Origin of the sequence: Sphingobacterium multivorum, assembly GCF_900457465.1 — a bacterium.
GTDB lineage: Bacteria > Bacteroidota > Bacteroidia > Sphingobacteriales > Sphingobacteriaceae > Sphingobacterium > Sphingobacterium multivorum.
Genome location: NZ_UAUU01000011.1, coordinates 1923106 through 1937905 on the forward strand (window position 1 = coordinate 1923106; position 14800 = coordinate 1937905).

Genomic DNA, 14800 nt, shown 5'->3' on the forward strand with positions numbered 1-14800 from the left:
ACGTAAAAACTTTTTATTATGAGCGAACAAACTATTTCTAAAGAAAACCAGCCGCAAGAACTGGAAGCATTATCAGATATCCTTTTAGTGCTTGACAAGAAGAAAAACCGTATTGAAGCGGTCAAAGGGGTAGATGAAGAGGGTAATCTCCAAACAGCAGACCCCAAAAAGTCAAATTTACTGGATTTTATGCGTGTTGATAAGGGAGATGCCTTGAGCAATTTCTTTTCGAATTTCTGGCGCAGGCTTAATGACCCCATATCATTCCGTTTTTTCAGGGGCCCGGAGATCGACCTGAATGAAGTTGCCAAAAAATTACAGAAAGCGATAGACCATCCTACGCCGGAAGGTAACAAGCTTCTGGATGCACTTGAGATTAAGTATGACAACAATTAAATCAAAAAAATATGGAAACAAATCAAACATCGGAAGGCGCAGCGCCAACAAATGAAACCAAATCAGCTTACAAGTATAAAGTGGAGGAGATAGACTGGACCTCCCTTGAAAAACTAAACCTGAACCGTGCGCTTCTTGAAAAGAACGGCCAGCTGGATAAGCTGCTAAAGGGGTACAAATCTGACGGAATTTACAGGATTGAAGGAAATTTCGATGGTATAGTCATGAAAGGAGATGCACGGCTTTCACTGAGAAAACCAAAAGATAGTGATCAGGTCGTGGTGATGGCACATGGTGTCCGTCTCGAACCGGATCTAAAAAATCAGTTTTACGGCCATGTTTTTACTGCGGAAGATAAAGACAATTTAAAAAAGACAGGAAACATGGGCGGGTTGCCGAACTTACAAACTATCTGACGGACAAAAGTAAAATCGCTGATCAGCATCGATAAACTTACGAATGAGGTCGTATCTTTTCCGGTAGATCTCATTAAAATCAGTGAAAAGTTTGGTGGAGTTAGGTTAAATGCAGAACAGAAAGCCGAACTACTGGAAGGAAGACCAGTTCTTGTTGAAGGCATGGTCAATACAAAGACAGGTGAAGTTTTTAATCAGCAACTGCAATATAGCGCAGATGCCAAAAAGCTGGGTTTGCGGGACAGAGTGAAGGACAACAGCAGGGGCAGAACTATGCATTCCGCCTGAATTTAGAGGTAAGGTGCTGGAGGAGAAGGATAAAAAACGTTTAGAGAATGGTGAAGTCATTTTTATGAAAGATATTGTTAACCTAGAAGGAACGAAGCTTTATTCAGGGTACGTCTGGCAAAATAAGGAAACCGGTAAGCTGGACTTCGATTTTGACAACCTCAGCAGGAGAAAGCTCAGAAACAGTCCGAAACTCAGGGAACTGTTCAGGGACAGGCAACAAAACAGGATGCTACAGCCAATAACGCGCAGAAAAATGCTCCTAAAAAGGAAAATGCCAGAGGGCCGAAAATACATTAATCCTTACCTTATGAAAGCGATCATAGCAGAGAAGCCCTCGGTGGCCTATGAACTGGCAAGAATTGTAGGGGCTACAGAGAAGAGGGACGGTTATTTTGAGGCGGAGGGTTTCTTGTGACCTGGGCATTTGGACACCTTGTTGGACTGGCGATGCCGGAGGATTATGGGATTAAGGGATTCAATAAAGAATCCTCCCCATCATTCCTTCTGAATTCAAACTGAATGGCAGAAAGGTGAAATCTGGTAATGGGTATGTGTATGATGAGGGTTCAAAAAGACAGCTTGAAATAATAGGCTCCGTATTTAAGAAGTGTGGTAGTATTATTGTTGCTACGGATGCCGGGAGGGAAGGTGAAGTGATTTTTCGGTTCATCTATCAATATCTCGGGTGCAGCAAACCTTTTGAGCGGTTGTGGATCAACAGCCTGACCGAAAAGGCAATTATCCACGGATTTCAAAATCTAAAACAGGGAAGTGAATTTAACGGTCTTTTTGAAGCTGGTAGGGAACGTCGGAATGTGACTGGCTCGTAGGAATCAATGCAACCCAGTCGCTTACCATTGCGATGGGTGATGGTCTATTTTCGCTGGGAAGAGTGCAGACACCTACACTTGCGCTTATCTGTAGCGTTTCCTTGCACATAAAGCATTTGAGGTCAAAGATTATTTTCAGCTGGAACTATCCTTGATAAAAGAAGGAATAAGTTTCAGAAGCCAATCCGAGGATAAATGGCATGATAAAGAAAAGGCCGAATCTATCCTGCGTACGCTTGAACGCTGTGGCGTTGCAGAGATAAAGGAGGTTGAAAAAAAATCGGGTACGATCCAGGCTCCACTGCTTTTTGACCTGACGGGATTGCAGAAAGAGGCGAATAAAAAGCTGGGTTATTCTGCCGAACGGACACTTGAGATTGCCCAGAAACTTTATGAAAAGAAATTTATAACCTATCCAAGAACGGGTTCTAAATATATACCGGAGGATATCTGGGCTGAAATACCTTCATTAATCCTCGCTTTAGGTTACCGGAGTTCATGCAAGGAAGCTGTTGATCAAATCAAGTGGAACGCTATAATAAGCATATTGTAAATGATGTGAAGGTTACGACCATCACGGATATTGATTACCGAAAATATCCCTACCAGACTGGAAGCAAGTGAAGATGCTCTATATGAATGATTGCAAAACGTCTTCTTGAATCAGTTTCACCCGCATGTCATAGGGAAATTACAGATATAAAAATCGCAGTTCTGCATTATAATTTTAAACTGAAAGCGATCAGGATTACTTCTGCTGGCTGGAAGGTGATCAATGGAAATTTGAGCAGGAAGGTGAGGATCTTGTCACTGCTTTTCCTGATCTCCAAACCGGAATGCAGCTGAACATTGATGCTGTAAACGTACTTGCGAAGAAAACAAAACCCCCGATGCTCTATACGGAAGCGGACCTGCTTGCGACAATGGAAAATGTAGGCAGCACAGTTGAAAATGAGGAAGAACGAAAAATCCTGAAAAACATCGGTATCGGCACACCTGCCACACGGGCCGCCATTATCGAAACTCTTTTTGACAGGGGATATATCGTTCGGGAGAAAAAGAGTATTGTTCCCACCGATAAAGGCATGCTCGTTTATGAAATTGTTGGGGACAAGAAAATTGCTGATGCCGCAATGACCGCGCAGTGGGAGATTGCATTTGAGAAAATTGAGAATGGAGAGATTGATGCTGAACTTTTTCATGCGGAGGTTGAGCTTGCAGTACATGAAATAACCAGTGAATTACTGAACGTAAGAAGGGCTTCTACGGATAGTATGGATCTGTACTGTCCGAAATGTAGGGGTAAGGTGGTTCTACGGGAAAAAGTTGTTAAATGTACAGATGAAGGCTGTGGGTGGGTTTTATTTCGCAATATCTGCGGTGTACAACTTAGTTATAAGGAAATTGATGCCCTTCTAAAAAAAGGTAGAAGTCCATTGATTAAAAAGATGGTCGGCAGAAATAAGAAAGCATTCAATGCTTATATCCTGTTGGATGGGTCCGGCTCGACATCCTTTGAGTTTGAACAAAAAAATAAAGGTAAATACAAATAGTTCATGATGTGATTTTTTGGTTAGTGAAGTCCGGGACCGCGAATGGTTCCGGGCTTTTTTTGTGTAATGGGAATATCAAGGTAAGAATAGGAAAGGTTAGGTACCAAATCAAACTTTGCTCCTCTAGCTGATTAGGTTTACCGCTATAAAGTTTTAATAAAAAATATAGCGATATGAAAAATCATAGCCAGGACTTTTCCTACTACCAGCTAAAGTTGCAGGATCACATTGATTCCAGTTTTCCCGAGAGATCAGGGGACGTTAAATTTATCAGCCAGCGTGCAAGGTGGGCCGCAAATGCTTATGAGGGTGCTTTCCGCTCAGGTAATCCGATCATTAAATGTAATGAGATTGCTGATTACATTCTTTACGAAGGACTGCATTTTTCCAGATTTGATACACTATTTGAAGTGCTGACCTATGAATTTTCGGATGTTTTCGATGAACTTGATTATCGTGATTTTGCATTAAAGGTCCTTCCAAAATGTGAGGAGATCTTTGGTCATTATGAGCTGACTGATGATTTTGCATATACAACTGACTATGATCTGCTGTATACGGAGCTAACCGGTTTCATCGCCATCTGGATTGAGCAAAATGGCATTCGATAAGAAGCGGAGCATCCGCCAGAACATTGAAGCGATCCGGACGGTTTTCTCCATTGAAAAAGAAGGAAGATCAGCAACAGACGATGAAATATCCATACTAAAGCAATATTCAGGATTTGGGGGCTTAAAGTTCATCTTGAATCCAGTAGGGCAGGCGGACGATATAAATCAGTGGAAGGCTTCCGATATGCCTTATTTTCCGCTTACACAGGAATTGTTTTCGCTCATTAAGGACAATTCTGAAAGTGAAAACAGTTATAGGGAATATATATCCAAAATTAGAGGTTCTATCCTCGATGCGTTTTACACACCTACGGAAATCACTCAGAGTATTGCAGCAGCAATTACAGACACAGGAATTTCTATATCAAGCATACTTGAACCTTCGGCTGGGGTGGGAGCATTTATCGAACCATTTACTGGCACCGGCGGGCGCGGAATATGCGCCTTTGAACAGGATTTACTAACCGGGAAAATCCTGAAAAATCTTTATGGCTCCAATGCTGATATCCGGATTGATAGCTTTGAAAATATACACGAAGAAGATACAGGATACGACCTGATCATAGGTAATATTCCTTTTGGAACTACTTCTATTTTTGATCTTTCTTATTCAAGAGGAAAAGACGAAGCACGAAAATTTGCTGCACAGAGCGTGCACAATTATTTCTTTTTAAAGGCAACTGATAAGTTAAGGGAAGGTGGGCTCCTTGCATTTATAACATCGCAGGGAGTTCTAAACAGTCAGTCCAACTTTCCTATCCGTGAGGCACTAATGAAGGAGCACCGCCTGGTTTCTGCATTACGTTTACCCAATAATCTTTTCGAAGAAAGTGGAACATCTGTAGGAACAGACCTGATTGTGTTGCAGAAGAGCAGCGGGTCACGGTCATTGTCCAGACGGGCACTTGATTTTACGGGAACCAGTGAAAATTGTAATCTGCTATTTAACAACCCCAATCACATCGTTGCGACACGATCTTTCCAGGATACTGACCAATATGGCAAGGCAACTACCATTCATATACATGATGGTGGGATTGAAAGAATCGCAGAAAGTCTTCATCAAAAGCTTTCTGAGGATTTTCAGCAGTATTTTGACCTTAAATTGTTTACTGAACATAAAGTAACCTCGATTGGCACTAAAGTTTTATCAAAGCCTGCTGTTACCATTCCTGAGAAAAATATCATTCATAACGGTGGTGCTGAAAAAGCTATACAACTCGATCTTTTTTCCGATCAAGTGCTAGGAGAAATGTCTGTTAAAAAGACCAAGAGAAGAGGTAAAAAGACGTCTCAAAGCAAGATTACAAAATTTAAACAGCTTTCCTTTTTTGATTCCGGAGAAATCGGCACGGTGGATCAGAAAGATAAACTGAATACTGAATTGAATCAGAATGAAAAGAAAGCCAATATTCAAAAACATTCGTCCAATTCCTCAAAGAAAAAAGTTGAATCTCTTTCGTTGTTCCATGAAATCGACGATAGTAAGGTTTGCAAAAATGAACCGGAAACTTTTGCAGGAGAAGTAAAATCTTCTTATCGGGAGAATACGCTGATTGTTTCAAAAGGCAGGGTAGGTAAACTACAAATGAACCGCCGGGACAGAGCTTTTATTTTTCAGCCGATTGAATTATCCGTAACTGACAATAAACGTATCCAAAGTTATATTAAGCTACGGGACAGTTATCAACTGCTTTATGATTTTGAAGCCAATAACAGGCAGGAGGATGTAGAGGCCAGAAAACTTTTAAACGGGACGTATGATGATTTTGTGGCTCGTTTTGGAAATTTAAACACAGCAGAGAACATTAAATTTATAAAATGGATGCTTCGGGGAATGAAATTCCCTATCTGGAGCGGGTGGTTGGTGGTGTAATACATAAGTCCGATATTTTTGACCATCCGGTCAGCTTTTCGACAAGAGAAGTCACGGTAAACAGTGCTTCTGAAGCTCTATCTGCCTCGCTTAATTTGTCGGATAGTGTTGATCTGGGGTTTATGGAAGAGATCAGCGGGTTTACTGAAAGTGAATTGCGTGAAAATTTACAGGGTCAGATATTCTTCAATCCACTTTCGGGCAACATGGAGGTTTCCCAAAAGTTTTTGGCGGGGAATGTTGTTTTAAAAGCCCGCCAACTAAAAGAATATATTTCCGCACATCCAGAAGACACAGAAGCCCTAAAAAGCCTTGAAGCGCTTGAAAAAGCGAGGCCTGAGCCTATAAAATTTGACGAGCTGGATTTTAACCTGGGAGAACGTTGGATCGGATGTGATATTTACAACAGGTTTGCAAGCCACCTTTTTGATAGCGAAATCAAAATTTACTATTCGGAAAGCAGTGATGACTTTTCGGTCAATGCGAAATCCAGCAACATAAAAATCACTGAAAAATATGCGATAAAGTCGGAGAGCAGAACATTTGACGGACTGAATCTACTGCGTCATGCCCTGGTCAATACAACTCCCGATATTACCAAAACAGAATATCTCGCAGACGGAACTGCCATAAAAGTCAAAGATATGGACGCTATCCAGATGGCTAACGGAAAAATTGACGAGATACGGAATGAGTTTACGGACTGGTTATATCAGCAGGATGAGGGGTTTAAAAATGAGCTGACAGCACGCTACAACGATCTCTTTAACTGTCATGTAAGGCCTTATTATGACGGCAGTCATCAGACTTTTCCAGGACTGGACCGTGCAGCACTTGATATCGAGGATCTTTATGATAGCCAGAAAGATGCCATCTATATGCTGAAAAGCAACAATGGAGGTATCTGCGACCATGAAGTGGGAGCCGGAAAGACACTTATTATGGTAGGGGGTGCACAAGAAATGAAAAGACTGGGACTTGTTCACAAACCGATGATCATCGCGCTGAAAGCCAATATCCATGAAATAGCAGAAACCTATCGGAAGGCGTATCCTTTTGCAAAAATTTTGTATCCCGGAAAAAAAGATTTTACACCACAGAAAAGGCTAAAAATCTTTGGTGATATTAAAAATAATGACTGGGACTGTATCATCTTAACGCATGACCAGTTTGGTATGATTCCGCAGTCTCCCGAGTTACAGAAAGAAATTTTGGAGGCAGAACTTCATTCTGTGGAACAGAATCTCGATGCCCTGCGCAATCAGGGAAAAGATGTCTCCGGTGCTATGCTAAAAGGTGTAGAAATTAGAAAGAAGAACCTGAATGTAAAATTAAAGACGCTGGAACATGATATTGAAAACCGGAAAGATGATGTTGTGGACTTTAAGATGATGGGAATCGATCACCTTTTTGTTGACGAAAGTCATAAATTCAAGAATCTCATGTTTAATACCAGGCATGAGCGTGTCGCAGGACTTGGAAATGTACAGGGAAGCCAAAAAGCGCTCAATCTTCTTTTTGCGATACGTACGATTCAGGAAAGAACCGGAAAAGATCTAGGAGCGACCTTTCTTTCGGGAACGACAATTTCCAATTCATTGACTGAGCTTTATTGTTTATTTAAATATTTGCGCCCAAAGGCATTGGAACGACAGGGTATAAACTGCTTTGATGCATGGGCAGCGATCTATGCCCGTAAATCGATAGATTATGAATTCTCGGTAGCGAACAATATTGTTCAAAAGGAGAGGTTCAGGCATTTTATCAAGGTCCCTGAACTGTCGCAGTTCTATACCGAAATTACTGATTATCGTACAGCAGCAGATATTGGCATAGACCGCCCCATAAAAAATGAAATCCTGTACAATATTCCTCCAACGGCAGAACAGGAAATCTTTATCAAAAAACTCATGGAATTTGCAAAGACAGGTAATGCTGAGTTATTGGGAAGACCACCTCTGTCACCGACTGAGCAGAAAGCGAAGATGCTTATAGCAACTGATTACGCAAGAAAAATGTCTTTGGACATGCGTCTTATCTCTCCAAAATATACCGATGATCCCGGAAACAAAGCTTCTGTCTGTGCAGACAATATTGCAAAATATTATAGGAAATATAATGCGCAAAAAGGAACGCAGTTTGTTTTCTCAGATCTTGGGACCTATAAATCGGACGAATGGAACATCTACAGTGAGATTAAAAGAAAGCTTGTACTAGATCATGGGATACCTGCGGATGAGATCCGTTTTATCCAGCAGGCAAAGACCGAAGATCAGCGTAAGGAGCTGATAAAGGCGACCAATGAAGGTAAAATCAGAGTTCTATTTGGATCTACTGAAATGCTGGGAACAGGTGTAAACGCACAGAAAAGGGCAGTTGCCGTACATCATCTTGACATTCCCTGGAGGCCGTCGGATCTTGAACAGCGGGATGGCCGTGCGGTACGAAAAGGGAATGAGATTGCTAAATTTTTTGCTGGAAATAAGGTTGATGTCTTTATTTATGCTGTCGAAAAATCCCTCGATGCCTATAAGTTCAATACGCTGGCGAATAAGCAACGGTTTATCGGCCAATTAAAAAGTAATACGGTTGCGGTTAGAACACTTGACGAAGGAGGTATGGACGAAGTTTCAGGAATGAACTTTTCGGAATATGTAGCTTTACTTTCCGGCAATACCGATCTTCTGGAGAAGGCGAAGGTTGAAAAGAAAATATCTGTTTTAGAAAGCGAGAAACATGCTTTTCTCCGATCAAAATGGAGTTCTTCATCTAAACTTGAGAACCTGACCGAAGAACTTGAAACAAGATCCTCCCGGTTAGAAAGGCTTAATGCCGACTGGAACAATTTTCAGAAGCGGGTCCAAAGGTCGAAGGATGGAAATATGTTAAATCCAATACTTTTGGATGGGGTGTCTACAGATGCTGGTGTGAAGGAAATTGGTGCTAAGTTGAGTAAGCTGGCTGCTGTTTCAAGAACTGGGGGAGATTATGAAGAAATAGGGTCTCTATATGGTTTTCGGCTACTTGTTAAGACGGAAATGACGCAGAAAGACAGTTCTAGCCTCGTTGAACGAGATAACAGGTTTTTTATCTGTGGAGAAGGAAATATCAAATACACGCATAACAATGGTATCATGGCCAGTGATCCCGAAAGGGCAAGTCTGAACTTTCTTAATGCGCTGCAGAAACTTCCCGGACTTATCGAGGAAGAGGATAAAAAATTGAAGCTACTAAAAGATGACCAGGTTGTGCTTAACGATATTGTCAAGGGAAGCTGGAATAAGGAAAAACAGTTAGCTACATTGAAAACAGAACTAGCCTCAGTTGAGCGAAAAATTCAGTTTTCTTTGGATGAGGAAAAGAAAACCGAGACTGAGGTAAGTACTGACGGTGAAGTCAAGAAAAAATCCATCGGTCCCAAAATGTAGAACGACAAATAAAAGATAAAATGCATTCAGACCTAAGAACTGAATGCATTTTATCTTTCACAACGTATGCAGCAATTTAATTTGAGACGTTTCTGAAACTTACGTTTAATTATGTTTTAATAGATAGTTATATTAGGACTAAAATTCAGTTTTCTGTATGAGTTATTAAGATTATATTAGAAAGAGCTTAAACAAGAACATCTGATAGGTAAAAGAGCTTAAAAATAAATACAACGTGATGAGTAAATTGCATATATGGCTTGGGAATTTTAAATCTGAGAAAGAACTAGAAAAATATTTGGATCAGAAGGAATATTTAAGGGCATGGGCTGTTTATGATTGTGAGCCACCAACTGGAAATGAAGATGGTGAACCTAGCGAAGAATTGCGTTGTGATTTTTGTAAAGAAGTTGATTTTGATATCTATGATGAAGATGCTATGATAATGAAATATTATAATGAATCTATTGATATCAACACTGTAGCTAATGATATCCTTATTGACAAAAGAGAACTTGAAATATTGTGTAAGAAACATAAAATCAATGACTTTAACTCAGTAGTAGCATATCAGAGCAATGACTTAGCTGAAAAAGATGCCTCTGGGTCCAAAACAGTTAAGTACATTGGGAAGGTTCCACAAGTTTCGATTGAAGCAGCTACTGATGTTAAGATTCATTATTTATGGATAGGGGACCATAAAATAGATAAGAACAATATCCTTAAACAAGCTGCCATTGATAAAAAGAGTGTGGTAAAAGTGAATTACTTCCATACTGCGAAAAAAGGAAAACTTGATGAAGTTTTAATCCTTCAAATCGAGGACTATAATGTTGCTGAGAAAATGATTTTAAAAGTTGATGAATTAAACCTCCATACTGCCAATTCGATACTAGATTTAATAGTTAAAGGTGCTATTAATTTAGACGGTGAACAGATCGGCAACTTGCTAAATATGAAATATATCGGAAAGTTTGATACGGATGATCTAGCGTGAAATTCTTAGACCCTGATTTTTAGCCTTCTCTGCTGACAATTTCAACACAGGAGATTTTCTATCTAAATATTCTGACAATTCTCTATATAGTTTTCCCTTATTTATAGAGTAAGATAAGTAGCCGGGGGTATTATCTATTCCTGCAAGGATCTGTAGCTTTTTCATTTTATCTATGTCAAAACCATCAATGATATTAGGAATACTATCAATATTCTTGCGCAATTGTCTGCAAAGATTATCGATTTCTCTGGGTTCATTGGAATGTAATGCCCTGATAATATTATCGATCTGTCGGGAATTTGCCGGAAGAATAGAAAGATATTCACTCTCTGGAAAGAGAGACATAATGTTTTTGTTTACAATGGTAATGTTAGCTGGGTCGAAAACACAAAATTCAACTTTATCGCGCGAGAATCTTGAGATAATGTGGTCATAACCACGTTCTTTAAATTGTCTTAGATTATCTTCGGAGTTAAAGGCTTCCATAAACTCCATATATTCGCCCATTCCAATACTTTCATCAATAAATTCCAAAGCTTCCCCTGTATCTGAGATATTTTCCTCAAATATAATATTTACAATATCGGGTGCTTGATCCGCGAAATCAAACACTTCATTCAAATTCAATGGTTTTTTTAAATTAACATGGCACTCTAAAACTTTTTCTCCGAAGAGTTGAGCCATATTAATTTCTTGGGTGAAATGAATCCCCCGATGGCAATTATCCCAATGTGTATTCTGACCTAGATATTCCAGGGAAAATTCATTAAAGTCACTATTTGTACCATGATATAAGGTATGCGTACTAGGCTGTAAAATTGGTCTTATATCCATATTTGTTTTTTTTATTACTATGTTGTTGGATGTTTTATTATTATCCCTGATGCACTAAGTGGGCTAGCTCGGGATCATTTTTGATTCTTTCCAGTTCGTTTGCAATGATAATTGACACATCAAGTTTTATCTGACGGTAATTTGCATCAATTTCTTTTTCCATGACATCTTCACCGGTCTCAGAAAGAAAAGAACGAATCTGTGGGATGGGCTTATAATGTTTCATTTCATTTTTTACTTTTTCATTATCGACTACAATTTGACAATGAAAAATTTTCTGGTCTATCTTTTCGTCAAAATTATCTGCAACGGCACCAACAAACATACCTTGGCTTAATGTAGAGATCTTTGATGCAGGAATAAGGCTATCAAGCTGGGTGGAAATAGAGGAACTGGTATCATTTCTGTTTATGCTGATGGACTGTCTTTTTTGTACTATTTTACCAAATCTTTCTGAAAGTGTTTTTGCGGTATCTCCAACGACCTGTCCAGCGAAAATATTGCCGACAATATTTTGAATTACTTTGCTCTCTTTATCACCATAATCCCGCGTCAACATTGAGTAATCCTGGAGTCCCAGGCATACAGAAATTAAATTGGATCTGGCACTGGCTATCAGATTATCGAGGCCCCGGAAAAAAAATTGTGGCAATTCGTCTATGATTAAAGAGCACTTTAATTGCTTCTTTTTATTGATCAATCGTACTATTCTTGAATTGTATAAGCCTAGTGCTGCCGAATATATGTTCTGTCTATCTGGATTACTTCCTACACAAAGAATCTTTGGTTCATCCGGATTATTTATGTCAAGACTAAAGTCATCACCGCTCATTACCCAGTATAGTTTAGGGGATATAATTCTTGACAATGGTATTTTAGCCGACGCGATCTGACCCTGAAGCTGATCCTGTGCTCCGCCTTCCCACGCATCAAGGAAGGGACTTAGATAGTTTTCCAGTTCAGGATAACTGGTAAGGATGGTGAAAAGATCGGCGTATTTTTTGTTCAAAAGCTCAATGGCGTGTGGAAATGTACAGTATTTACCCCCTTGGTATATTTTAAGAAACCAGATAATCGATGCAAGGAGAATGATGGGGGATTCTACAAAAAAATCACCTTGTTTCTGAATCCATGTTCTGTTTAAGTTTAACATTATGGTATATGCTGATTCGTATGCATCAGATATATCTGTCAGAAATGATGGGCTTAGAGGGTTACATCGGTGACTTCGACGTGGGTCATCAAAGTTGATCACATAGAACTTTGGCTTTACCTTGTATTTATCTGTATGTTTTAATAAATGGTTATATACGATAACAGAAAGATCATCAAACTTAAAGTCGAAGACATACATTGAAAATCCAAGTTCAATGTGTTGCTTGATATAGTTGTTTATGATTGCCCAACTTTTTCCAGATCCTGGCGTGCCAGCAACTATTGTTGCACGAAAAGGATTAACGACATTAATATACCCATCGTTCCATTTACCCTTATAGTAGAATTTTGTAGGTAGGTTAACTGAGAATTCATTTTCGATCAGACGGGTTTCCTGCATGAAACTCTCATTTTCGTTGTTAAATGGATCATCCAGTAATCTGCTTTTCAGCAATCTGCTCATCCATAATCCGGCAACCATAATTAGGATAAACCCAACGGAAGTCGTAAGCATGTAGAGTGAAGTGGAAATTTGGATAATAGGGAAATTTAAGAAGTAAAGGATTGAGCCTATGATAAGGCAAGTATTGATATTTCTCCATCTTATCTTTTCATTTTTTACTCCCTTTGTGCCCAAACAGCTTAGAGCCAATAAAATCAGGGCAAATAACTTGGTATATAGGGGATGAGAGAACAGCCCGGAGGTTCTTTGAAAATTCTTTAGTATTCGTTCCAAAACTTCAAGTGTCCATCCCTGGTCGTGAAAAAAGGAATAGCAGAACCAATAAAAATTCATTAGCACCAGTAAAATACTTACTGCGCGCATGAATGCCATAATTTTGGCCAATCCACGTAAATCGTCTTCTTGCATAATCAACTGTTTTTAGCATAGATATAGGGATGGCAATGATTATTTTCAAAGGTGGTTTTCAGAATCCTAGATTGACCGATATTTTCCGGAGTGTTGGAGTTAGTGAATTATTAAACAAGTGATTATTATTTCATATAAATAGCGAAGATCTTAATTAAAAATAACGTCTTTGTGCTGAACAGTTTGGATCGAGATTTGTAAATAAAAGAAGAAACAATTTAAAATAGAAATTATGAAAAAAGCCTTAATTATCCTTTCACTTGGAATTCTTGTGATAGGTTGTAACAATGGTCAAAAAAGTACGAGTGCTAAAAACGATTCAGTCAGCCAGCCCGAAGAAGTAGCTCAGACCCCTGATTTATTTGGCAAGGAATGGAAACTTATAGAACTTAATAATGCACCGATTAAAATTGATACCGCTTTCAAAAAAGAGCCCATGATTACTTTTAATAAGGACAATAACCAGTTAAATGGTAATGGAGGATGTAATGGATTTGGAGGAAGCTTTAAGACGGAAGGGAATGATGGTATTGAAATATCTCTGACCGGAGCAACGATGATGTCGTGTCCTAACCTTGAAGTCGAGACAAAATTTTTAGATATCTTAAAGCAAAGTAAGCATTATAGCCTAAGCGGTAATACTCTTGAATTAAAAGATAAAGATCAAAAAATAACAGCTAAATTAGAAGTTAAGTAATCAGTCCGTTAAATACCATATATATCTGAGCAATTCGTAGAGTGATCTCGAATTGCTTTTTTTTGTATGATACATAAAGACAGTTTCATGGGGTTTTTGTTTGAATGGTATAATGCTTGTAATAATTGAAAAAAGATTTAAATATCTTAATGAAACAATATATATAGATAATTGTCTAAGCTTTAATTCATCGATTACTTTATGGAAAATAAACATAAAAATCTGTTTGATCGCTTTGCGGATTGGGCAGTATGTTTCACAGGAAGTGCAGGCGCATTTGTTGGCTCTAGCATTTTAGTTATTGTATGGGCTATTACAGGGCCAATCTTTAAGTATTCTGATACGTGGCAAATGGTAATTAATACGGGAACAACCATTATTACTTTTTTAATGGTATTTCTAATACAGAAAGCACAAAATAAGGATTCAAAAGCCATCCAGATAAAGTTAAACGAATTGATCTCTGCTAATAAGGAAGCTAACAATAGGCTTGTTGATATTGAAGATCTTACAGAAGAAGAGCTCGACCGTCTTCATCAACAATATGAAAAAGTTGCTAAATCTAAAGAGGAAAAAAATCAGTCTAAAGATTTGAACTGAACAAAAACTTTGAAATAGTTTACGGTGCTATAAGAACAGCTTGTAAGCACCGGCTAGGATTTTAGAGAAATTATTTAAATAAGATGTCATAATAACGTTATTTAATGGGAAACTTGTTAATTATTTTTTAAATAGTTACAAATGTTTATAATTGCATTCGAAATTTAAATTACGTAATGAATCTGACATATTCTGAATTACAATTAATAGAAAAAGCACTGGAAGTCCAAATAACCATTTATGAA

At 38.7% G+C, this 14800-nt stretch carries 14 protein-coding genes and 1 pseudogene; 13 read left to right on the plus strand and 2 right to left on the minus strand.

Features of this window, described 5'->3' with window-relative positions:
• Positions 1-18: 18 nt before the first annotated feature.
• The 11 genes and pseudogenes from DTA23_RS25845 to DTA23_RS25875 all read left to right on the plus strand — a co-directional run bounded on the left by DTA23_RS25845 (position 19) and on the right by DTA23_RS25875 (position 10398).
• On the plus strand, positions 19-396 hold the full coding sequence (locus tag DTA23_RS25845; RefSeq protein ID WP_112376421.1) for a hypothetical protein: 378 nt from the start codon (positions 19-21) through the stop codon (positions 394-396).
• Positions 397-407: 11 nt separating this feature from the next.
• Complete coding sequence (locus DTA23_RS25850) at positions 408-812, plus strand: DUF4099 domain-containing protein (protein ID WP_112376422.1); 405 nt, start codon at positions 408-410, stop codon at positions 810-812.
• A gap of 78 nt (positions 813-890) precedes the next feature.
• Complete coding sequence (locus DTA23_RS30815; protein ID WP_502263830.1) at positions 891-1100, plus strand: DUF3945 domain-containing protein; 210 nt, start codon at positions 891-893, stop codon at positions 1098-1100.
• A 13-nt stretch (positions 1101-1113) separates the two neighbouring features.
• A complete protein-coding gene (locus tag DTA23_RS30010; RefSeq protein WP_256604681.1) occupies positions 1114-1518 on the plus strand; it encodes a hypothetical protein in 405 nt (134 codons plus the stop codon).
• A gap of 115 nt (positions 1519-1633) precedes the next feature.
• Positions 1634-1933 carry a toprim domain-containing protein gene (locus DTA23_RS30015; RefSeq protein WP_256604682.1) on the plus strand — a complete coding sequence of 100 codons (300 nt, stop codon included), beginning with the start codon at positions 1634-1636 and terminating at the stop codon, positions 1931-1933.
• A 32-nt stretch (positions 1934-1965) separates the two neighbouring features.
• Positions 1966-2486 (plus strand): annotated as a pseudogene (locus DTA23_RS30020) (DNA topoisomerase).
• A 208-nt stretch (positions 2487-2694) separates the two neighbouring features.
• Positions 2695-3486, plus strand: coding sequence for a type IA DNA topoisomerase (locus DTA23_RS30025; RefSeq protein WP_256604713.1), 792 nt, complete (start codon positions 2695-2697; stop codon positions 3484-3486).
• 173 nt (positions 3487-3659) lie between these two features.
• The gene (locus DTA23_RS25865) at positions 3660-4097 is read left to right on the plus strand and encodes a DUF1896 domain-containing protein (RefSeq protein WP_112376424.1); all 438 of its coding nucleotides are present in this window, start codon (positions 3660-3662) and stop codon (positions 4095-4097) included.
• Positions 4084-5973, plus strand: coding sequence for an N-6 DNA methylase (locus DTA23_RS30030; protein WP_256604683.1), 1890 nt, complete (start codon positions 4084-4086; stop codon positions 5971-5973). The genes DTA23_RS25865 and DTA23_RS30030 overlap by 14 nt, the downstream gene beginning before the upstream one ends.
• Positions 5919-9401, plus strand: a complete 3483-nt coding sequence (locus tag DTA23_RS25870) for a helicase-like domain-containing protein (protein WP_256604684.1) — start codon at positions 5919-5921, stop codon at positions 9399-9401. Before DTA23_RS30030 ends, DTA23_RS25870 begins: the two co-directional genes overlap by 55 nt.
• Before the next feature lie 238 nt (positions 9402-9639).
• Positions 9640-10398 (plus strand): immunity 22 family protein, encoded by a 759-nt coding sequence (locus tag DTA23_RS25875; protein WP_112376425.1) that lies wholly within the window; start codon positions 9640-9642, stop codon positions 10396-10398.
• On the opposite strand, the gene DTA23_RS25880 is transcribed toward DTA23_RS25875, so the two are convergent.
• On the minus strand, positions 10390-11232 hold the full coding sequence (locus DTA23_RS25880) for an ADP-ribosyltransferase-containing protein (RefSeq protein WP_146753207.1): 843 nt from the start codon (positions 11230-11232) through the stop codon (positions 10390-10392). The two genes, DTA23_RS25875 and DTA23_RS25880, sit on opposite strands and share 9 nt — an antisense overlap.
• 40 nt (positions 11233-11272) lie before the next feature.
• Complete coding sequence (gene mobC / locus DTA23_RS25885; protein ID WP_112376612.1) at positions 11273-13261, minus strand: conjugal transfer protein MobC; 1989 nt, start codon at positions 13259-13261, stop codon at positions 11273-11275.
• Positions 13262-13490: 229 nt separating this feature from the next.
• Here mobC and DTA23_RS25890 point away from each other — a divergent pair, with 229 nt between their 5' ends.
• Entirely contained in the window at positions 13491-13955 is a 465-nt protein-coding gene (locus DTA23_RS25890; RefSeq protein WP_112376427.1) for an META domain-containing protein, read from the plus strand.
• Between the two features lie 201 nt (positions 13956-14156).
• A complete protein-coding gene (locus DTA23_RS25895; RefSeq protein WP_078764471.1) occupies positions 14157-14555 on the plus strand; it encodes a low affinity iron permease family protein in 399 nt (132 codons plus the stop codon).
• Positions 14556-14800 lie beyond the last annotated feature (245 nt).

Excerpts from the sequence above, each read along its gene's own strand:
- DTA23_RS25845 (WP_112376421.1), top strand. The coding sequence starts at position 19 with ATGAGCGAACAAACTATTTCTAAAGAAAACCAGCCGCAAGAACTGGAA.
- DTA23_RS25850 (WP_112376422.1), top strand. The coding sequence starts at position 408 with ATGGAAACAAATCAAACATCGGAAGGCGCAGCGCCAACAAATGAAACC.
- DTA23_RS25865 (WP_112376424.1), top strand. The coding sequence starts at position 3,660 with ATGAAAAATCATAGCCAGGACTTTTCCTACTACCAGCTAAAGTTGCAG.
- DTA23_RS30030 (WP_256604683.1), top strand. The coding sequence starts at position 4,084 with ATGGCATTCGATAAGAAGCGGAGCATCCGCCAGAACATTGAAGCGATC.
- DTA23_RS25870 (WP_256604684.1), top strand. The coding sequence starts at position 5,919 with ATGGATGCTTCGGGGAATGAAATTCCCTATCTGGAGCGGGTGGTTGGT.
- DTA23_RS25875 (WP_112376425.1), top strand. The coding sequence starts at position 9,640 with ATGAGTAAATTGCATATATGGCTTGGGAATTTTAAATCTGAGAAAGAA.
- DTA23_RS25880 (WP_146753207.1), bottom strand. The coding sequence starts at position 11,232 with ATGGATATAAGACCAATTTTACAGCCTAGTACGCATACCTTATATCAT.
- DTA23_RS25890 (WP_112376427.1), top strand. The coding sequence starts at position 13,491 with ATGAAAAAAGCCTTAATTATCCTTTCACTTGGAATTCTTGTGATAGGT.
- DTA23_RS25895 (WP_078764471.1), top strand. The coding sequence starts at position 14,157 with ATGGAAAATAAACATAAAAATCTGTTTGATCGCTTTGCGGATTGGGCA.